This is a genomic window from Vibrio sp. OY15, assembly GCF_000742455.1.
Taxonomy (GTDB): domain Bacteria; phylum Pseudomonadota; class Gammaproteobacteria; order Enterobacterales; family Vibrionaceae; genus Vibrio; species Vibrio alginolyticus.
In genome coordinates, this window is record NZ_JPIL01000005.1 from 124,933 (window position 1) to 144,778 (window position 19,846).

Sequence of the window (19,846 nt, forward strand, 5' to 3'; positions counted from 1 at the left end):
AGAGCCTGTTACTATTGAGCAACTCACAGGCATGACGATTGAAACCAAACTAGCAGTATAGGTTTAAGGATATGACCAACCCTCTTTCTCTTATTTCATTAAAGAACCCGTGGCATCTATTGGCGACGGGTTTTGGCAGTGGATTATCCCCGTTTATCCCTGGAACAATGGGCACACTGGCGGCCGTGCCTTTCTTTTTGTTGTTGGCACAATTACCATTTACGGCGTATGTCATTGTTGTTCTGATTTCGTGTGTGATCGGCATTCAAATATGCCAAGTGACCTCTGCAGACATGAAAGTACATGATCATGGTTCAATCGTATGGGATGAGTTTGCAGGCTTTTGGATTACGATGAGCATTGTACCTGCACTGAATATTCCACTCACTGAATGGAAGTGGTTGATCACTGGCTTCATCTTATTTCGTTTTTTCGATATGGTAAAACCTTGGCCAATTGGGTGGCTAGATAAGCGAGTTCACGGTGGGCTGGGTATTATGGTTGATGATATCGTGGCGGGAGTTATGGCCGGTGTTGCCCTGTTTCTAGTCGCAAAATATGCGGGCTGGATGAATTAAACGTTGACCGTAAAAAAAGGGATGCTATGAGCATCCCTTTTTACATTCTATTTTGCTAAATAATCCAAGATGGATTTTTCAATTCCTTTTGCATCGAGACCAAGCTCTTCATGCAGTTCATCTTGTGTTCCCTGATGAATAAACTCATCTGGTAAACCTAGGTTCAACACAGGTTTAATGATTTTATCTTTCATCATGAACTCAACGACACCAGCACCAGCACCACCCGCGATAACATTTTCTTCTAACGTCACGAGCACGTCATGATCTGTGGCTAATTGACGAATTAATGCTTCATCGAGCGGCTTCACAAAGCGCATATCAGCAACAGTGGCGTTAAGGTATTCTGCCGCTTCTAGCGCGTTACCCAAGAAAGTACCAAAGTTCAGAATAGCAACTTTTTCACCTTGGCGAACCATGCGCCCTTTACCGATTTCTAACGCCGTAAACTCAGTTTCGATTTCTACGCCCATGCCGCTACCACGAGGGTATCGAACCGCACTCGGGCCAGAATGCTTATGGCCAGTGTAAAGCATTTGTCGGCACTCGTTTTCGTCGCTTGGCGCCATGATCACCATGTTCGGAATACAGCGCATAAAGCTTAGATCGAACGCACCTTGGTGAGTTTGACCATCTGCGCCAACGAGACCTGCGCGGTCGATCGCAAACATCACTGGTAAGTCCATGATCGCGATGTCGTGGATCAATTGGTCATAACCACGTTGCAAGAAAGTCGAATAGATAGCAACGATTGGATGATCGCCCGCAATTGCCATGCCTGTTGCCAGTGTCACTGCGTGCTGCTCAGCAATCGCCACATCAAAGTATTGGTCTGGGTACTCTTTTGAGAAACGCACCATACCTGATCCTTCGCGCATTGCTGGCGTAATTGCCATTAGCTTAGGATCTTGGGCCGCCATGTCACATAAAAAGTCACCGAAGATCTTTGAGTAAGTTGGCTTACCGCCACTGCTCTTCGGTAAGCTATTGTTTGCCGGTGCGAACTTCGGCACTGCATGGTAGCCGATAGGATCTTTCTCGGCAGGCTCATAACCTTTGCCTTTCTTGGTCATGATGTGTAGGAATTGAGGACCTTTGAGCTCACGCATATTTTTCAGCGTTTTGACGAGTTCATTGACGTCGTGCCCATCAACCGGGCCAATGTAATTAAAGCCGAACTCTTCGAACAGAGTACCAGGCACCACCATGCCTTTTAGGTGTTCTTCCGTACGGCGAACCAACTCTTTAATAGGTGGAACACCAGACAACACTTTTTTACCGCCTTCACGGATAGAAGTGTACAAGCTACCAGAAAGTACTTTTGCAAGGTGGTTATTCAGGGCGCCGACGTTTTCTGAAATAGACATTTCGTTGTCGTTCAAAATCACCAGCATATCAGGATGAACGTCGCCAGCGTGGTTCATGGCTTCGAATGCCATGCCTGCTGTAATTGCGCCATCACCAATCACACTGACGATTTTGCGACCTTTACCTTCTTTTTGTGCGCTGATGGCCATGCCAAGACCTGCACTAATCGATGTCGAAGAGTGGCCGACAGATAAGGTGTCATATTCACTTTCTTCACGCCAAGGGAAAGGGTGTAGACCATCCTTTTGGCGAATTGTTGGCATTTTATCGCGACGTCCGGTGAGGATTTTGTGCGGGTAAGCCTGATGACCAACATCCCAGATCAATTTGTCGATAGGGGTGTTGTAAACATAATGCAGAGCGACAGTTAGCTCTACGGTGCCTAAGCCAGACGCTAAGTGTCCGCTAGATTGGCTCACTGAATTTAGCAGATACGTTCGCAGTTCATCACACAGATTTGGTAATGTTTCTTTCGGAAGAAGACGTAATTCTTCCGGTGTATTTGCTAACGCCAGTGTTGGGTACTTTGAAATATCAAGAGTCATATAAATGCGCGCTTATAGTGTTAATTTTTGCGCTCGATGACATATCGGGCGAACTCTTCGAGTAACTGAGTATTGTATGGGATAGCTTCCAATGCTTGAAGTGCTTCCTGTAACAGAGTGTGAGCTTTCTCTATGGCTCCCTCTAAACCCAGCAGGGAAGGATAAGTGCTCTTATTCAGACCTTGGTCGGAACCTTGAGGCTTACCCAGTGTTTCTGTGTCACTGATGATATCAAGAATATCGTCTTGAACCTGAAACGCCAAACCAATTGCTTTTGAGTAGCGCTCCAAGTGAGGTAGAACCTCGATACCTTTCTCACCAGCAGCTAATGCACCTAATTTTACCGCACAATCAATCAGAGCTCCGGTTTTTTTACGGTGTATCTCTTCCATTTCTTCAAGAGAAACTTGGCGATTTTCCGCGCCTAAATCTAAGGCTTGCCCTACACACATGCCGCTGGCACCAGAGGAATGCGCTAAGGCTTTGATCATGCTGATGCGTTGAGCTTCTGCCGCCGGGCTTAATTGACCATCAGCAATAATAGTGAAGGCAAGGGTTTGTAGTGCATCACCTGTCAGTATTGCGGTTGCTTCATCAAACTTAATATGACAAGTTGGTTGACCTCGACGCAGTTCATCATCGTCCATGGCTGGCAGATCATCATGAATGAGTGAGTAGGCATGTATACATTCGATAGCAGCGGCGGGGGTGTCTAAGTCTTCAGGTTTACAGCCGAGCATTTGACCTGTGATGTAAACAAGAAAAGGGCGAACGCGTTTCCCACCTAGCAAAAGGCCGTATTTCATTGCTTGAATCAATGGCTGCTCTTGATATGGAAGCTGATCGAGCCACAAATTCAATTGCTGATTGTTTCTTTGTTGAAAAGACGTCAATGTCTGTTGCATCACATTGCTCACTACTGATTGTTATTCTGAATCTGGTTTGAAGTCACTCAGTGGTGCTTCATCATCTTCACTAAGAAGAATGCTCACGCGCTGTTCGGCGTCGCTTAATTTAGTTTGGCCTGCACGAGCTAAGGCAATGCCTCGTTCAAACTTACGCAGGGCATCATCTAGAGCAAGATCGCCATTTTCTAATTGATCAACCAAGCTATCAAGCTCTTCAATGGTTGCTTCAAAGGTCATGTTTTCTGGTTTCTTGACCGCCATCTTTTTTCTGCCTTAATCAAGCCTCGGGTAAGATGCACGAAAGTTACCTTAGCCTAGTAACTTGGTCAAATTTAACCTTATATAATTGTCACAAAATTAGCGTTCAACGAGTCTAAGCGGTGAAACCCCATATTTTGGTTGAGGTTGTTAAGTGTAATTTGTGATCCATTAGCTAAGATTTTTCTAAAAATTCTGCGCGAGTTGTCGATACAGGTAATAATCCGCCCAATGGCAGTATTTGAGTATAGCGTGAGGAGTGCTTTGTGGATTTAGCAACCCTATTAGGTTTGATTGGTGGTTTTGCATTCGTCATTATGGCGATGGTGCTTGGTGGCAGCATCGGCATGTTTGTCGATGTCACGTCGATCCTTATTGTCGTTGGTGGCTCAATATTCGTCGTGTTGATGAAGTTCACAATGGGACAGTTTTTTGGTGCGACAAAGATTGCTGGCAAAGCCTTCATGTTTAAAGCGGATGAACCCGAAGACCTGATCGCAAAAATTGTGGAAATGGCCGATGCGGCGCGTAAAGGTGGTTTTCTTGCTCTTGAAGAGATGGAAATAAACAACACATTCATGCAGAAAGGCATTGATCTACTGGTTGATGGCCATGATGCCGACGTTGTGAGAGCGGCACTCAAAAAAGACATCGCGCTTACGGATGAACGACATACGCAAGGTACTGGTGTATTTCGCGCCTTTGGCGACGTTGCTCCTGCGATGGGAATGATTGGCACCTTGGTTGGTCTTGTTGCGATGCTTTCAAACATGGATGATCCAAAAGCGATTGGACCAGCAATGGCCGTTGCACTCTTGACCACATTGTATGGCGCGATCCTGTCCAATATGGTGTTTTTCCCTATTGCGGATAAGCTTTCTCTTCGTCGTGACCAAGAAACGCTAAATCGCCGTTTGATCATGGATGGCGTATTAGCGATTCAAGATGGCCAAAACCCGCGAGTGATCGATAGTTACTTGAAGAACTACCTCAATGAAGGTAAACGTGCCCTTGAGATTGACGAGTAACTTGGAGAGTCGTGATGGATGATGAAGATAACAAATGCGATTGTCCGCCACCTGGCCTCCCGTTATGGATGGGGACATTCGCAGATTTGATGTCGCTACTGATGTGTTTCTTTGTTCTTCTGCTCTCGTTTTCTGAGATGGATGTACTGAAGTTCAAACAAATTGCAGGATCAATGAAATTTGCTTTCGGTGTGCAAAATCAGCTTGAAGTGAAAGACATTCCCAAAGGTACTAGCATTATTGCCCAAGAGTTTCGACCGGGTCGGCCGGAACCAACTCCGATTGATGTCATCATGCAGCAAACCATGGACATCACTCAGCAGACGCTCGAATTTCATGAAGGGGAGTCTGATCGAGCTGGTGGCACAAAACGTGATGAAGGCAAGTTAACGGGTGGGCAATCGGCAGAAACGTCAACTCAAAACAATGAGTCTGCCGAAGCGGACATGCAACAACAGCAATCTAAAGAGATGTCGCAAGAGATGGAAACCTTGATGGAAAGCATCAAGAAAGCCTTAGAACGAGAGATTGAACAAGGCGCCATTGAAGTTGAAAATCTCGGTCAGCAGATTGTTATACGTATGCGTGAAAAAGGTGCATTCCCAGAAGGTTCGGCTTTCTTGCAGCCTAAGTTTCGTCCTTTAGTTCGTCAGATTGCAGAGCTAGTAAAAGACGTGCCAGGCATTGTTCGAGTATCTGGCCATACAGACAATCGACCGCTAGACTCGGAACTTTATCGTTCTAACTGGGATCTCTCTTCTCAGCGTGCAGTATCAGTCGCGCAAGAGATGGAGAAAGTGAGAGGCTTCTCTCATCAACGTTTGAGAGTGCGGGGTATGGCGGATACGGAGCCCTTGTTACCGAATGATTCTGATGAAAATCGTGCGCTTAACCGACGGGTTGAAATCAGCATTATGCAAGGCGAGCCTCTCTACAGTGAAGAAGTGCCAGTAATTCAATAACTAGGCTTTAGTTTTAAGTCAGTAAAGAGGTAAGAAAGCGAGCAGATTGCTCGCTTTTTTTGTTTTTCCAATCCGCTTGGGTGTATAATCTTGCGCCTTAAAAGTGAGCTCAGACTACTTTTTGTGACTGAAACGCGGTTTTACTGCGTATGAAGTATTGAAGTTGAGTGTCACTCTTTGTTGATTGCGAAACTAACCTGCGAATTAGACTATGAAATTTATTGTAAAGCCCCATCCAGAAATTTTTGTAAAAAGTGAATCTGTGCGTAAGCGCTTCACAAAGATTTTAGAGTGCAACATTCGTAACATCATTAAGAGCCGCACGGAGTCTGTCGCGGTATTTAACCGTCGTGATCACATTGAAGTGACCTCTGAGAGTAACGAATTCCACGCTGAAGTTCTTGAGGTTTTGACTCATACACCAGGCATTCACCACGTACTGGAAGTGAAGCAAACTGAATTTAAAGACTTGCACGATATCTTCGAGCAAGTGCTAGAACTCAACCGTGCTGCACTCGAAAATAAAACCTTTGTTGTACGTGCGAAGCGTCGTGGCAAGCATGACTTTACCTCTATTGAACTAGAGCGTTATGTAGGCGGTGGTTTAAATCAAGCGATTGAAAGCGCTAGTGTTAAGCTACTAAACCCAGACGTGACGATCAAGGTAGAAGTCTCGAACGACAAGCTAAACCAAGTATTGTCTCGTCATAAAGGCCTAGGTGGTTTCCCACTGGGTACGCAAGAAGACGTGTTAAGCCTGATCTCGGGTGGTTTCGATTCTGGTGTTTCAAGCTATCTTCATATCAAGCGTGGTTCAAAAGTACATTACTGCTTCTTTAACTTAGGTGGTCCAGCACACGAAATCGGCGTTAAGCAGGTTTCTCACTACCTATGGAACAAATACGGTTCTTCAGCAAAAGTACGTTTTATCTCAGTTGATTTCGAGCCTGTGGTTGCGGAAATCCTAGAGAAAGTCGATGACGGCCAAATGGGCGTGATCTTGAAGCGTATGTTTATGCGTGCAGCAGGCATGATCGCCCAGAAGATGAAGATCGAAGCATTGGTAACAGGTGAAGCGCTAGGTCAAGTATCGAGCCAAACGCTAACCAATCTACGCCACATCGATAACGTAACAGACACGCTGATTCTGCGTCCGCTTATCAACTGGGATAAAGAAGACATCATCAATCTAGCACGTGAAATCGGCACAGAAGATTTCGCAAAGACAATGCCAGAATACTGTGGTGTTATCTCTAAGAAGCCAACCGTGAAAGCGGTGAAAGGCAAGCTAGAAGCTGAAGAAGAGAAATTCGACTTTAGTATCCTTGAGCAAGTGGTTCAAGAAGCTCGCATGATGGACATTCGTGATATCGCGAAAGAGTCTGAGCAAGCCGCACCAGAAGTAGAGCAAGTTCAAGCGGTAGAAGAGCACGCGGTTGTGCTAGATATTCGTAGTCCTGAAGAGGAAGACGATAACCCACTTGAAATCGAAGGTGTGGATGTGAAACATATCCCTTTCTACAAGCTGGGTACACAGTTTGGTGACTTAGACCAGTCTAAGACATACCTACTTTACTGTGACCGCGGTGTGATGAGCCGTCTGCAAGCGCTTTACTTGCAAGAGCAAGGCTTCAGCAACGTAAAAGTTTACCGTCCATAGCTGACTGTTAAAATACGTTAAAAGGCGCAAATTGAGACATCAATTTGCGCCTTTTTTGTTTTTGATCGCGTTACAGACAACCATTACTTAGCATAATGTTGAGGCTCATCGCAAAGCCATACACTTTGTGTTGATATAACGATAATTAATCCGAAAGAAGAGTAATAAAGTGATATTGCTGCCAGATATGCGGATGAGATTTTTGATAGATAAAAAAACACCGCCTAATTTAGGCGGTGTAACAAATTTGACAGACAGGTCAAAAATAAATACAGGAAGTATATGTTTTGTCACAGGGAGTGTGGACAAAACATTATGGTAGAAATCTACCTAACTCGAAATACGAGTTTGCAAACACAACATCGCAACAACGAAGCCAATTGATTTCCAAAGAAATCAAGCCGTTCAGGCCCGTGTTGCGGGGTGAAATATAGAATTTATCTGGCTGTTCGACAACGGACATTTTATAATGTTTCAGATTAAAAAAACTAATCCTATTAGAGGTCCCATATGTCTCGCAGATTGCCTCCATTAAATTCGCTTCGAGTCTTCGAAGCGGCTGCTCGTCATCTCAGTTTTACACGAGCAGCAGAAGAGTTATTTGTTACTCAAGCCGCGGTCAGTCACCAGATTAAAGCGCTTGAAGAGTTCTTATCATTGAAGCTCTTCCGTCGACGTAATCGTTCTTTGTTGTTAACAGAAGAAGGCCAAAGTTACTTTCTCGATATCAAAGATATTTTCACCTCGATTGCGGAAGCGACAGATAAGGTGTTGGAACGTAGCGAAAAAGGGGCATTGACGATTAGCCTACCGCCGAGTTTTGCTATCCAATGGCTTGTACCTCGTTTGGCCGATTTTAATGCTCAAGAGCCCGATATCGATGTACGTATTAAAGCCGTAGATATGGATGAAGGCTCACTGACTGATGATGTTGATGTGGCGATCTACTATGGCCGTGGGAACTGGCCAGGTTTGCGAGCAGATAAATTGTACCAAGAGTTTTTGATCCCACTTTGTTCACCTTCATTACTTTTGGGTAACAAACCATTAGAATCTTTAAGTGACCTCAAATTACATACTTTGTTACACGATACTTCGCGTAAAGACTGGAAGCAGTTTGCTCGTCATTACAACATTGAAGGCATCAACGTAAACCACGGTCCTATTTTTAGTCACTCAACGATGGTGCTACAGGCTGCTGCGCACGGTCAGGGGGTCGCGCTCGGTAACAACGTACTCGCCAAACCTGAAATGGAAGCCGGACGACTCATTGCACCATTCGACGAGGTGTTGATATCTAAGAATGCATTCTATGTGGTGTGTCATGAACAGCAGGCAGATATGGGCCGAATCGCAACGTTTAGAGACTGGATGTTAGCAACCGCGAGAAAAGAACAAGAGGAAGTATTGGATGAATCACTGGATAGCTGAGGGGTCTGAAAACGGACCGCTGTTTATTTTTGCTCACGGCGCAGGTGCGGGGATGGAGCATGACTTCATGACAGCTGTCGCCAAAGGATTAGTGGAGCAAGGTATTCGTGTAGTGCGTTTTAATTTCCCTTACATGGTGAAACGTTCGGAAGATGGCAAAAAGCGTCCGCCCGATCGCGCGCCAAAGTTGCTCGAAGCATACAGCGAAGTGATCGCTCACTTTACTTCTTCTCCCGTGGTTATTGGTGGTAAGTCAATGGGCGGTCGTATGTCGAGCTTGTTGGCTGAAAATGAGCTGGTGGCGGGCATTGCCTGTTTAGGGTTTCCATTTCACCCGCCAGGAAAGCCAGAGAAATACAAAGGCGAGCACTTAGCAACCATTGAGAAACCTACGCTGATTCTGCAAGGGGAACGAGACACCTTTGGTAAGCGTGAGGAATTCGATGATTTCGTCCTTTCGTCACAAGTAACGGTGAGCTTTTTACCTGATGGTGACCACAGCTTCAAACCGCGCAAGATCTCAGGTCATACTGAAGTGGGTAACATTGCACTCGCGATAGAGCAGTTAGCGGCGTTTATAAAAGAGGTGTACAGTGAAAAGTAAGTGGTTACTCTCATTCTCTGCTCTGTCTGGGCTGATTTCGGTCGCTCTTGGAGCATTTGCTGCTCATGGGCTAAAAGCGACACTGGCCCCTTATTTGCTCGGTGTATTTGAGACCGGAGTTCTGTATCAATTTATTCACACGTTGGCGATTGTGTTTTGTGCCATTCTGCTTCTGCTCCATTTGGGACAAAAAGCACAAAAATATTTTTTCATTGCGGCGATTTGCTTTATTATCGGCATCTTTTGTTTTAGCGGCAGTCTTTACGCGCTGGCGCTGACGGGCATTAAGTGGTTTGGGCCAATTACTCCTGTGGGAGGATTACTGTTCATGATTGGTTGGTGTCTGTTCTTTTTTGCTGCGTTCAATATCAAAGAGGTCTCCAAGTGAAACAACTAATGCTCTATTGCCGTTCTGGCTTTGAGAAAGAGTGTGCTGGTGAAATTCAGGACAAAGCGACACAGTTGGAAGTGTATGGCTTCCCTCGTGTGAAGAGAAACTCAGGTTATGTTGTCTTCGAGTGTTACCAAGATGGAGATGCCGACAAACTTGCGAGAGGTTTAGACTTTAAGTCTTTAATTTTTGCTCGACAAATGTTTGCGGTAGCAGCTGAGTTTCAATCGTTGCCAAGTGATGACCGCATTAGTCCAATTTTGAATGAACTAGCAGACATTGAAGCATTCCCTCGTTGTGGTGATTTGAGAATTGAAACGCCAGATACAAATGAAGCGAAAGAGCTACTGAAATTCTGCCGTAAGTTTACCGTCCCAATGCGTCAAGCGTTGCGCGGCAAAGGCTTAATGCTGAACAAAGATAACGCGAAAAAACCAGTACTGCACATTTGCTTTGTTGAGCCTGGCCACTGTTACGTTGGTTACTCTTACACTGACAACAACTCACAGTTCTTCATGGGTATCCCTCGCCTTAAATTCCCAGCAGACGCTCCAAGTCGTTCAACACTTAAACTGGAAGAAGCATTTCATGTCTTTATTCCACGTGAAGAGTGGGATGAGCGTTTGGCACCAGGTATGTGGGGTGTGGATTTAGGTGCATGTCCAGGCGGTTGGACGTACCAATTAGTGAAGCGCTCAATGTTCGTTCACTGCGTTGATAACGGCATGATGGCAGACAGTTTGATGGAAACTGGCCAGATCAAACACCATATGGTGGATGGCTTTAAGTTCGAACCAGACCGCAAGAACGTAACATGGATTGTTTGTGACATGGTGGAAAAGCCAGCTCGTGTTGCTCACCTGATGGGACAGTGGCTGTTAAAAGGTTGGGCAAAAGAGGCCATCTTTAACCTTAAGCTGCCAATGAAAGGGCGTTATGACGAAGTGCTGCAAGACCTTGAAAATCTGAAGCAGTTCCTCATTGATAATAAGGTAAAGTTCAAGCTACAAGCTAAACATTTGTATCATGATCGTGAAGAGATCACGATTCATATCCAATGTCTGTCGAATATTTCACCTTACTAACTTTATTCCCTGAGTCTTTTAGGGATAGTGATTAGAATAGAAAAAGCGCCTTCAAATGGCGCTTTTTTAATATCTGAGGGTTTCATGGTGTGAAACTACCATCGGGCACTACTCCGCTTTGTTTGGCCCTAAAAAGCGAATATCTTGCAAGTTAAAGCCTAGTTCTATATCGCACTTTAAAGCGGCGACGCGTTTACATAAACGAGCAGACTCAATGTGCTCATCCAATTTTTTACGGTATTTCGGTACGAGATCTTCACTAGCGTAGGCAGCTTCAATACTCTCAAACTGAGTGAGAATCTCTTTCGCTGCTTTCGGGCCAATTCCAGGTACGCCCGGAACCTGGCTAGAGCTTATCCCTGTCAATCCCCAGTAATCCGCTAGTTGACTTGGTTTTACGCCGAACTCTTTTTCGATAAATGGTTCATCTAACCAACGATGTTGGAAATAATCACGGATTTGTAGGGTAGGGGAAAGTAGCTGGCAGTAACCTTTGTCAGTCGAAACGATGGTGACTTTTTCACCATGGCTGGCCACTTTCGTTGCGAGTGTAGCAACCAAATCATCTGCTTCATCGCCTTCAGACAGCAATGAATCAATACCTTGCTCCCACCACGCTTGTTGAATCGCATCTAACCCTTGCAGTAGTGGCAGAGGCATTGGTTTTCGGTTTTGCTTATAGTCAGGGAGAATTTCAGCGCGCCAACCTCTATCTTGTTCGTGGTGATCAAAAACTGCGATGATGTGTGTCGGGTTGGCCTCTGACAGAATGCGAGTGAGGGTTCTTTGCGTTGTGGTTATGGTTCTTGCTATGTCGGTTGGATCTGGTTGTGCTGAGTGCACTCGGCGGATCAGGTTTAGGGCATCAATGATAACAAGATGAATAGACATAATGACTTAGCAATAAAAAAGGGGCGTAATGCCCCTAGTGTAACGAATGCTAGCCTGACTATCGACCACCAATTTCCGGGTGAGCGATTCGATAACACGGTTCGTAGTCTGAACCGCCAGGTAATTTCATTCGGTGCTGTTCGACAAAGTCTTTTAGCAACTTATCGAGTTTTTTCATGAGGACTGCGTCGCCATGAATGGTGAAAGGCCCTCTACGTTCTATTTCTCGAATGCCTTCAGCCTTTACGTTACCTGCCACTATGCCAGAGAAGGCTTGACGCAAGTTGGCCGCTAAAACTTGCGGTTCTTGATCTAGGCTTAAATCCAATTGTTCCATCGACTCATGAGTAGGCTCGAATGGCAGTTGGAAGTTTGGCTCAATTTTCAATGACCAGTTAAAGCTGTACGCATCGCCTTTCTCTTTTCGGTGAAGGCGTACCGAGTCCATGGAGCGTTTCATAATACGAGCGACTTCTGCCGGGTCGTCAATGATGATCTCGTAGTGCTTTTGCCCTTCCTCACCAAGTGTGTCGCGAATGAACTCATCAATAGAGCGGAAGTACTCTTCACTCTCTTTTGGTCCTGTTAATACGATAGGCATTGGTTGATCGGCGTTATCCGGGTGCATCATGATGCCAAGAATGTACAGTAGCTCTTCCGCTGTGCCCGGGCCTCCTGGGAAAATAACGATACCATGAGCCATACGGACGAAAGCTTCCAAGCGCTTTTCGATGTCGGGCATGATGACCAGTTCATTTACTATTGGGTTTGGTGGCTCGGCCGCAATAATCGAGGGTTCGGTTAAACCAAGATAACGTTGCTGAGTATAACGTTGCTTTGCGTGCCCAATTGCTGCACCTTTCATCGGCCCTTCCATTGCGCCAGGGCCGCAACCTGTACAGATGTTAAGTTCACGCAGGCCCAGTTCGTTACCCACTTCACGTGTGTACTGATACTCCACTCCATTGATAGAGTGACCACCCCAACATACGACAAGATTCGGTGCGATACCTGGAGTTAATGCTCTGGCATTACGAAGAATGCCGAACACGAGGTTCGTAATGTGAATTGGGTTAGTAAGGTTGAGCCGTTGGGCGTCTGCCAAATGCATGTTTACGTAAACGATATCACGCAATACGGAGAACAGATGCTCTTGGATACCTTTAATTATTTCGCCGTCAACAAAAGCGTGCTCTGGCGGATTAGTCAGCTCAAGCTTAATACCACGCTCACGACGCACGACGTTGACATCAAACGATTGGTATTTATCGAGCAGTTCTTTCGAGTTATCGGTATGGCTACCGGAGTTCAACACCGCTAATGTGCAATTACGGTACAGCTGATAAAGTTCACTCGAGGCTGTGTTCTTTAAGCGCTCTACTTCTAGTTGAGATAGCAAGTCCATGCTACCAGCGGGGCTTATATGGGTAATCATAACGCCTCCTTGTGTTGCATTAATTTGAGGGAAAGTACCAACTTACCTTTTTGGTGTTATACGTATGGTTTGATGAAAGGTAGTTGGCCGATTTGGTTTTATGGTTATCAACTCCCAAGCAACCTCAAGATGATACATTTGCCTTTTATAAATACATCATCTTGAAGTGACTTGGGTTTTTACAGCTTAGCAGACTAAAAGGGAAGAAATGTGATAACTCGTTGAAAATGGGTGGTTATAAAGCGCAGATTGCACCAAACTTGGTTTGTTTGCTCGCTTTTTGTACGAATCTTAGCTCCAGTTAAGCTGGTTTGTTCCACGTTTTTTAGCGTCCGCAAGCATCTTGCCAAGACGATCGAGCACATACTCTGGCGTATCGGACTCTTTGAAAGACGTCGATACAGCAGCTAAGGTAATCATGATATTTTGCTCACGGAACTTAAAGGGTAATTGGCTAATATCACGCTGGATATGCTTAATCAGATCCAGTGTGTATTCTTCAGATTGTTCCGGGACGAGTAGAATGAACTCCTCGCCACCAAAGCGAGCCACTGTTTCCGTTTCTGATACGCGCTTGTTAATAGTACGAGCGATAATCTTCAGCGCTTTATCGCCAGCCGTATAACCATAGCTATCATTCACCGCTTTGAAATTGTCTACATCAAACAGCACAACACGAAGGTTTTGCTGAGAGCGAATCCAACGGCGATACTCTAGCTCTAGTCGATCGTTAAATGCAGTGCGGTTATAAACTTTAGTCAGCGGGTCGAGCAACATACGCTGAGCTTGGTCATCTAAGCGTCGACGATAATCTTGCGTAGTTTCAAATACCGCTTCGAGTTGGTTCTTACTGTAACTTAACCGTTCTTGCAGCGCTTGCTCTCGCTCTTCCGTCATTTTCAGTCGCTCTGTCAGCGACGCCATTTTTTCGAGAAGAGGCGTGATTTCTTTTTTCACAACCGCGATATCTTGAGCTTGATTAAGTGACTTTTGGCTTAATTCAACCAAGCTGTTCATTTCTGTGTTGAGCTCTTGGCGGTGTTCAAAGTAGGTATGATGCTGGTCGACGTTCTGATGAACGGTTTTTAGGTTACTTGCGAGAGAAGTGTTCAGCTGATCAAGGAATTGGCTAGACGCCTCGCGCTCGAACTTTGTTGCTTCGACAACCAATTTCAGCGTTGAGAGCGTAAGCTCAATGAGAGACTCGGCACTCACGCCAAGGAGCAACTTAGCGCGAATATCCAGCAATCTATCGCCTGATTCTCCCTCGAAATCCAGCTCTGTAATAGTATGTTGGAGGTCGCTGGCTAAGCACTCAAGCTGAGATCTGTCGGGATTGTTTTCAAATTCACTAAGATGTAGACGTGAATTAGACGTGATGATTTTCAGAGCGCGTTCGTAAATACTCAGTAGCTTAGTGGCTTGATCAGCTTTATTGCTGGCGTGAACTTCAGAGAAACTCATCAGGTTCCGTAGTTCACGTTTTAACTGCGCAGGTAAGCCCGTGACACGTTGCAGTGTTTCACCACTGTGCTTGATTTGTTCGTTAAGGTAACCGTTCTGTTTATCCATCGTCTTCGACTGCTGTTTGAGCATCCTCTCTAATACCGCTAAACGCGGGATAAGAGTGCTGATATCTTTTTGATGTTGCAGCTCTTGTTGGATTTCAAATAGGTAGTTGGATACCTGAGTATTCGAACCCTGGCAAGCTGAAGACAATGATGCCACAACGCGTTTAAGAACTTGTTGTTCACGTTTGAATTTGAGTGAAGTATCACGATGAGTCAGTCTGAGTTGGTCAAGTTGACAACTCAGCTGATGCAGCTGCGACTGAATATCGGATTCCAAGATTCCCATGAAGTGACTACGGTTAAGTCCATGTACTACTGACAATTATCTGATAATAACAAAAAACTTTATAGCGTCATTAGTTATTACGTTCAACAGGCGTTTAATTATCCATTTTTTAATATTTTCTTGATGTCGTCCTCATTCTTGTAGGACGAATGGATCTTGATCAGGCCTTGGCTAATGGCATGTTGACAAGCAGTTCTTATGTTACCTGTTGCAAAGCTAGCAGCAGGCGCATTATCGATGGCTTTTAAGAACACCCAGTGGCTTTGCTTATCCTTCAAGCTGACTTCTCGTGCGATGTGAGTAGCAAGCAATAACAGATCGAGTAATTCCTCATCGTTAATTGCAGTGTAGGCTCGGGGTAAGAACGGATAATCGCTGATGCCCATACGAATAATACGATTGACGTTGTGCTGCTGTGCGAACTCATCCACCCAAGTCTGGAATTTTTCGAACATGACTTCGGCAGAAGCATCACGGTCAGCGTTCGGTTCTATGTAGAGTAAGTTCGCATCTGAGAAATGATAAAGACGCGACGGTTTTTCTATTTTTTCCGCAAGGAAGTCGCCAAATGCACGTTCTAGTTCTAGACCTGCCTTATAGCCGTTATGGACGTACATGCTTCGTAAGAATGGCAAATCGATCATAACAAAGCGTAGGCGATCATTAAGTGGTTCGTGGATCAATTCACCCATTTGCCATTGCTCGAAAGTTTCGCTCGACTTTTTCAATGAGCGAGACAGCTTAACGTTCAGCATACGCAAGTTACGTAAACGAGAGCGAGAGTGGGTGAAGAGGTCGTTACGCAGTTTTTCGATTTCACTTGCTTGGCGCTGCATAATGACACCGCGGCGCATAATGAACAAAAACATGACCAATACAGTAATAAACAATGCAAATGAGATTTTTTGGAATTTACGATGCTCTCTTTCCACTTGCTCTAAGCGTTCTGATTGACCGATGTAATGGATGGTTTGTTCGGCAAATTCTTTTTGCTGACGGAACGCATCTTCACTGATTTGGTTAAGCTGCTTTTGTTCTAGACGAACGAGGTTGGTGTATTTTTTATAAGCTTGCAGAGAAAGTTTGTATTCGCCTGCCTGCTCGTAACCTAACCCAAGTAAACGGTATGATTGCTGCTTAATGAAGTTGTTATTTTCAGGTGACTTTTCAGCAAGCGCTAACGCCAGCTTTGCATTAGTAATGACGTCTTTACTGTCATTTTGATGATAAGCCAGACCTGACTGAAGCAGGGCAGCCTTTGCTTCAAGCTTAGGAATATTAGTGTATTCTAAAAGCTCTTTAGAGCGGTCTAAGTACTGCTCTGCTAGCGCGTAGTTATAGAGTTGTAGGTAGGTAGCCGCCAAGCTTAAGCGAATTTTAATGATTCTATTGATGTTCTTACTGGTACTTTCATGGTCAAGTACGTTGAAGTAATGCACTAATGCAAGGTTAAACTTACCCTGATAAAAGTAGATGTCGCCCATTTGCTCTAGGACGTCCGCTAGGATCGGAGAGCTAGGGTAAGAGTCATAAAAATCTGCGGCTTGAGATAAGTATTCGATCGCTTTGTCGTACACTCGTCGCTCCTGGAAGAGCCTAGCCAAAAGGCGATTCACTTTTGCTAACCTTGCACCACTGTTACTTTCAATAGATTGCCAATAACCGTATAGCAGTTCTGACAAAGCCAAATTGTATTTCTTGCTATTGAGGTAAAACTCGCCGACGGCTGTGTAGTAGTCGATCAAGGCTAACTCAGAGCGGCTATCGTCAAGCATGGTCTTTGCTTCAGAGTACAAGTTTTCCGCTTTAATGATATCGCCACTATGTGAAGCGAGGAGTGCTCTTTGCATCACTAGTCGGTAGCGAACACTGTCGGTGCGTTGTAATACGGCATCGGCTTCATCGAGCTGTTGTTCAATTTGGTTAAGCGTGTCTTCCGCTTTTGAGTAGTTTTCGTCGTACATCCAAATCATTTGGTTGCGCATCAGCTGGAGATCTAAGTCCATGTACGGCAATTGATATTCTTGCGCTAAGCGTTCCGCTTTATTTAGGTGCTCGATAGCCGAACGAACATTACCCATGGCGTAATCTGCCTGAGCGATAATCTTGTGCGCTTCGATGGTGCTGCTTGGTGTGCGAACGCTACGATCTGTTTCGTCGCGAGACATGGCTGAAGGGCTGTCACTTTCTTTGCGTTCTGTTAGTTCACGCTGTGACAAATAGTTGGTTGCCGCTTGTTTTGCTTGTGATGGCTCTATTTCCGCCAATTGTTGTGCTTCGTTGAGTAACGCGGACGATAAAATGGTAGCATGAAGTGGCTGTACAAACAGCAAGCAAAGAAAGCCAATCAACTTGAATAGACGCGAACTGTCCCAAAACATCCTTTCGTTCCCTCGAACTGTTTTTAGATATGGCGATAACGGCGAAAAGCCTCAGTTAGCCGTTTAAATGCGGGTTGAAGCCATTTGATATAGTAACATGCCTGGACAATAAAAACGTCCGGCAACCCTTTAGATTGCCGAACTTATTTCTGTTGCCTATGCGCTTACTGACGAGCCATACGGTGATTGTGAGCTGGCTTATCTTGTTCCGTTGAGCGGTAAGGGTTGATATCCAAGCCTCCACGGCGCGTATAGCGGGCAAATACGGTCAGTTTGCTTGGTTGGCAGTATTTCATTAGATCCGTAAAAATACGCTCTACACACTGCTCGTGGAACTCATTGTGCTCGCGGAAAGACACTAAGTAACGTAACAGCTTCTCACGATCTATTTTTGCGCCTTGGTAGCGAATTTCTACACTGCCCCAGTCGGGTTGGTTAGTGATCAAACAGTTTGATTTCAATAGGTGGCTATGTAGCACCTCTTCAACTTGTGCTTCACCTGCCGCACCTCCAAGCAAATCGGCATCAAAATCGTAACTGGTGATGTCAATGTCTTGGTCATCTATACATTCACCGTCCATTGTTACGATAGGTTGATTGGTATAGTGGGTCACTGGATTCACCTCAACCAGCACCTTTTCACCTGCGCATTCAGACAGGTCTTGTGTTAAACGCTCAGTCACTTCTTCCCAGCTTGCAAAGCGGGTTTGGTTATAGCTGTTTAAGTACAGTTTGAAAGACTTCGATTCAATCAAGTTTGCGCTGGTGGCTGGAATGTATACTTCGCCAACGGCCACTTGTGGTAAACCTTTACTATTTAACCAAGACAGTTCATACAGCGTCCAAATGTCGTGCCCCATGAAAGGCAGAGTATCGCCTAACTGAAGGTCATCTCGGTTCAGGCTGCGAGGGACTGGTTGCAGCAAGCTTGGGTCATACTGGTTCGCATACTCGGTCGTTTTACCTAGTGTTAGGCCAGCAAGCTCTTTAGCGTCAGAATATTTGCTCATACTTTGTGGTCGTTTTCGATTAGAATGGCGAGAATTTTACTGAATCCGCTGGTCAATTGCCATCCGGCAAGTACGGCTATCTGATAAATAAGGAATGAGGAGATCTTCATGACCCAAAACGTTACTCAGGCGCTACAAGAGTTCAGCCTGCGCTACCAACAAGCTTGGCAAGCTAAGCACAATGAGTTGCCAAGCAGTGAAGAGCTTGCAGAGCTTGTTTCTCCTTGTGTCGAAGAGAAGCGTGATGGAAAGGTGCTTTGGAAAGCGGTCGCACGTGATGAAATGGCCGATTTCACCAATGTGGAAAATGCGATTGAGTTGTCACTGCAAGATGATGTTAAAGCCTTTTATGGTTCTCAATACTGCGCCGATATGGAGGCAACTTGGCAAGGTAATTCGTTGACGCTGCTGCAAGTGTGGAGCGATGACGATTTCGTGCGCCTACAAGAAAATATTCTTGGTCATTTGGTGACGCAGCGCCGCTTGAAACTTAAACCAACGGTATTTATCGCAGCGACAGATGAGGAAATGGATGTGATTTCTATTTGTAACCTAACTGGCAATGTGATTCTAGAGCGTTTGGGCACCTCTAAACGTGATGTATTGGCAGATTCATTGGTTGAGTTCTTGAATAAGTTAGAGGCTGCCGTCTAAGTATGTATGTTGTTGAGTTGCAGTTTGAGTGTTTTGATAACACCACCGTCAGCGCGGTAGACAAAGCCATTAATGGCTTGATGGATGCTCTGCGTTACAACGGCCAAGTATTAGGTCGTGAATTCCCGATAGTGATGGGAGAAGGTGAATTTTTCGTTCGTGTTGTTTGCCCAGAACAAGACAGCTTACATCCACGTTATCACTCAGATTTCGTCAAAGTGTGCATGAACCGTTTGTCGGATGCGTCTTTGCTTGCTCCGAAAATGCGTATGCTGGGGCGTGATTTGAATTCAGAACAAGCAGCCGAAGAAGAGACACCTAGCTGGCAAGTGTTGTACACGACTTATGTTCATACGTGTTCGCCTTTGCGAAGTGGTGAAACCCTGTTGCCAATTCCTTTGTATCGTAATGAGCCAACACTTAATGGAGACCATAAAGCCGTCATTAAGTGGCAGACTGAGTGGCAAGCGTGTGATGAAATCCAAATGGCAGGGGGCTGCCGAGCGGAACATGCGGCGCTGCACGAAATTTGCGATGTGGATAGTGTGCTGTTTCGCCGAGGTTGGGACTTACGTGGCCGTATCGAATACATCACGAAGATCCCTACGTACTATTACCAGTATCGTGTCGGTGGTCAGTCGCTGGAGAGCGAGAAAGCGCGCAAGTGTCCAAAATGCGATGGCGAGTGGCTACTCGATGAGCCACTACATGACATATTTCATTTTAAGTGTGATGACTGCCGAATCGTGTCGAATATCTCTTGGGATCACCTTAAGTAGCGAATTGAAGCTACTTAAATG

General features: G+C 45.3%; 18 protein-coding genes. 10 read left to right on the top strand and 8 right to left on the bottom strand.

Annotation, left to right across the window (positions count from 1 at the left end; genetic code table 11):
* The first annotated feature begins 71 nt into the window (after positions 1-71).
* A complete protein-coding gene (gene pgpA / locus IJ23_RS06860; protein WP_031780838.1) occupies positions 72-578 on the top strand; it encodes a phosphatidylglycerophosphatase A in 507 nt (168 codons plus the stop codon).
* A 47-nt stretch (positions 579-625) separates the two neighbouring features.
* Here the strand turns inward: pgpA and dxs are convergent, their stop codons facing one another.
* From dxs to xseB, 3 genes are read right to left on the bottom strand one after another with little or no spacing between them, the layout of a single operon-like run.
* Entirely contained in the window at positions 626-2,491 is a 1,866-nt protein-coding gene (gene dxs / locus IJ23_RS06865) for a 1-deoxy-D-xylulose-5-phosphate synthase (RefSeq protein WP_033905842.1), read from the bottom strand.
* Positions 2,492-2,511: 20 nt separating this feature from the next.
* Entirely contained in the window at positions 2,512-3,396 is an 885-nt protein-coding gene (ispA, locus tag IJ23_RS06870; RefSeq protein ID WP_033905843.1) for a (2E,6E)-farnesyl diphosphate synthase, read from the bottom strand.
* A gap of 21 nt (positions 3,397-3,417) precedes the next feature.
* Positions 3,418-3,660 (bottom strand): exodeoxyribonuclease VII small subunit, encoded by a 243-nt coding sequence (xseB, locus tag IJ23_RS06875; RefSeq protein ID WP_005381566.1) that lies wholly within the window; start codon positions 3,658-3,660, stop codon positions 3,418-3,420.
* 263 nt (positions 3,661-3,923) lie between these two features.
* Between xseB and pomA the strand changes: the two genes are divergently transcribed.
* The 7 genes from pomA (at position 3,924) to rlmM (ending at position 10,818) form a co-directional block, all read left to right on the top strand.
* Positions 3,924-4,685 carry a flagellar motor protein PomA gene (gene pomA, locus IJ23_RS06880; RefSeq protein ID WP_005381564.1) on the top strand — a complete coding sequence of 254 codons (762 nt, stop codon included), beginning with the start codon at positions 3,924-3,926 and terminating at the stop codon, positions 4,683-4,685.
* 14 nt (positions 4,686-4,699) lie between these two features.
* Positions 4,700-5,647, top strand: coding sequence for a flagellar motor protein MotB (locus IJ23_RS06885; protein WP_033905844.1), 948 nt, complete (start codon positions 4,700-4,702; stop codon positions 5,645-5,647).
* Between the two features lie 211 nt (positions 5,648-5,858).
* A complete protein-coding gene (thiI, locus tag IJ23_RS06890; protein ID WP_033905846.1) occupies positions 5,859-7,307 on the top strand; it encodes a tRNA uracil 4-sulfurtransferase ThiI in 1,449 nt (482 codons plus the stop codon).
* A 510-nt stretch (positions 7,308-7,817) separates the two neighbouring features.
* Positions 7,818-8,738 carry a transcriptional regulator GcvA gene (locus tag IJ23_RS06895; RefSeq protein ID WP_005383616.1) on the top strand — a complete coding sequence of 307 codons (921 nt, stop codon included), beginning with the start codon at positions 7,818-7,820 and terminating at the stop codon, positions 8,736-8,738.
* Positions 8,719-9,342, top strand: a complete 624-nt coding sequence (locus tag IJ23_RS06900) for an alpha/beta fold hydrolase (protein ID WP_033905847.1) — start codon at positions 8,719-8,721, stop codon at positions 9,340-9,342. Before IJ23_RS06895 ends, IJ23_RS06900 begins: the two co-directional genes overlap by 20 nt.
* Complete coding sequence (locus IJ23_RS06905; protein WP_033905848.1) at positions 9,332-9,730, top strand: DUF423 domain-containing protein; 399 nt, start codon at positions 9,332-9,334, stop codon at positions 9,728-9,730. Before IJ23_RS06900 ends, IJ23_RS06905 begins: the two co-directional genes overlap by 11 nt.
* A complete protein-coding gene (rlmM, locus tag IJ23_RS06910; RefSeq protein ID WP_017820611.1) occupies positions 9,727-10,818 on the top strand; it encodes a 23S rRNA (cytidine(2498)-2'-O)-methyltransferase RlmM in 1,092 nt (363 codons plus the stop codon). The genes IJ23_RS06905 and rlmM overlap by 4 nt, the downstream gene beginning before the upstream one ends.
* 108 nt (positions 10,819-10,926) lie before the next feature.
* Here rlmM and xni read toward each other — a convergent pair whose 3' ends face one another.
* The 5 genes from xni to queF all read right to left on the bottom strand — a co-directional run bounded on the left by xni (position 10,927) and on the right by queF (position 18,392).
* On the bottom strand, positions 10,927-11,709 hold the full coding sequence (gene xni, locus IJ23_RS06915) for a flap endonuclease Xni (protein WP_005381982.1): 783 nt from the start codon (positions 11,707-11,709) through the stop codon (positions 10,927-10,929).
* A gap of 58 nt (positions 11,710-11,767) precedes the next feature.
* A complete protein-coding gene (gene ppnN / locus IJ23_RS06920; RefSeq protein ID WP_005383611.1) occupies positions 11,768-13,144 on the bottom strand; it encodes a nucleotide 5'-monophosphate nucleosidase PpnN in 1,377 nt (458 codons plus the stop codon).
* A 291-nt stretch (positions 13,145-13,435) separates the two neighbouring features.
* Positions 13,436-15,001 (bottom strand): GGDEF domain-containing protein, encoded by a 1,566-nt coding sequence (locus IJ23_RS06925; RefSeq protein ID WP_033905849.1) that lies wholly within the window; start codon positions 14,999-15,001, stop codon positions 13,436-13,438.
* 98 nt (positions 15,002-15,099) lie between these two features.
* Complete coding sequence (locus tag IJ23_RS06930) at positions 15,100-17,382, bottom strand: tetratricopeptide repeat protein (RefSeq protein ID WP_017635678.1); 2,283 nt, start codon at positions 17,380-17,382, stop codon at positions 15,100-15,102.
* A 164-nt stretch (positions 17,383-17,546) separates the two neighbouring features.
* Entirely contained in the window at positions 17,547-18,392 is an 846-nt protein-coding gene (gene queF / locus IJ23_RS06935) for an NADPH-dependent 7-cyano-7-deazaguanine reductase QueF (protein WP_017821755.1), read from the bottom strand.
* Between the two features lie 108 nt (positions 18,393-18,500).
* On the opposite strand from queF, the gene syd reads away from it, so the two are divergent.
* Both syd and IJ23_RS06945 read left to right on the top strand, forming a co-directional pair.
* On the top strand, positions 18,501-19,046 hold the full coding sequence (gene syd, locus IJ23_RS06940; protein ID WP_005381970.1) for a SecY-interacting protein: 546 nt from the start codon (positions 18,501-18,503) through the stop codon (positions 19,044-19,046).
* 2 nt (positions 19,047-19,048) lie between these two features.
* The gene (locus IJ23_RS06945) at positions 19,049-19,825 is read left to right on the top strand and encodes a Zn-ribbon-containing protein (RefSeq protein ID WP_005383605.1); all 777 of its coding nucleotides are present in this window, start codon (positions 19,049-19,051) and stop codon (positions 19,823-19,825) included.
* The last annotated feature ends 21 nt before the right edge of the window (positions 19,826-19,846 follow it).

What these genes read in the sequence shown, in the direction of transcription:
- pgpA (WP_031780838.1), top strand. Translation starts at nt 72, where the DNA reads ATGACCAACCCTCTTTCTCTTATTTCATTAAAGAACCCGTGGCATCTA.
- dxs (WP_033905842.1), bottom strand. Translation starts at nt 2,491, where the DNA reads ATGACTCTTGATATTTCAAAGTACCCAACACTGGCGTTAGCAAATACA.
- ispA (WP_033905843.1), bottom strand. Translation starts at nt 3,396, where the DNA reads ATGCAACAGACATTGACGTCTTTTCAACAAAGAAACAATCAGCAATTG.
- xseB (WP_005381566.1), bottom strand. Translation starts at nt 3,660, where the DNA reads ATGGCGGTCAAGAAACCAGAAAACATGACCTTTGAAGCAACCATTGAA.
- IJ23_RS06885 (WP_033905844.1), top strand. Translation starts at nt 4,700, where the DNA reads ATGGATGATGAAGATAACAAATGCGATTGTCCGCCACCTGGCCTCCCG.
- thiI (WP_033905846.1), top strand. Translation starts at nt 5,859, where the DNA reads ATGAAATTTATTGTAAAGCCCCATCCAGAAATTTTTGTAAAAAGTGAA.
- IJ23_RS06895 (WP_005383616.1), top strand. Translation starts at nt 7,818, where the DNA reads ATGTCTCGCAGATTGCCTCCATTAAATTCGCTTCGAGTCTTCGAAGCG.
- IJ23_RS06900 (WP_033905847.1), top strand. Translation starts at nt 8,719, where the DNA reads ATGAATCACTGGATAGCTGAGGGGTCTGAAAACGGACCGCTGTTTATT.
- xni (WP_005381982.1), bottom strand. Translation starts at nt 11,709, where the DNA reads ATGTCTATTCATCTTGTTATCATTGATGCCCTAAACCTGATCCGCCGA.
- ppnN (WP_005383611.1), bottom strand. Translation starts at nt 13,144, where the DNA reads ATGATTACCCATATAAGCCCCGCTGGTAGCATGGACTTGCTATCTCAA.
- IJ23_RS06925 (WP_033905849.1), bottom strand. Translation starts at nt 15,001, where the DNA reads ATGGGAATCTTGGAATCCGATATTCAGTCGCAGCTGCATCAGCTGAGT.
- IJ23_RS06930 (WP_017635678.1), bottom strand. Translation starts at nt 17,382, where the DNA reads ATGTTTTGGGACAGTTCGCGTCTATTCAAGTTGATTGGCTTTCTTTGC.
- queF (WP_017821755.1), bottom strand. Translation starts at nt 18,392, where the DNA reads ATGAGCAAATATTCTGACGCTAAAGAGCTTGCTGGCCTAACACTAGGT.
- syd (WP_005381970.1), top strand. Translation starts at nt 18,501, where the DNA reads ATGACCCAAAACGTTACTCAGGCGCTACAAGAGTTCAGCCTGCGCTAC.
- IJ23_RS06945 (WP_005383605.1), top strand. Translation starts at nt 19,049, where the DNA reads ATGTATGTTGTTGAGTTGCAGTTTGAGTGTTTTGATAACACCACCGTC.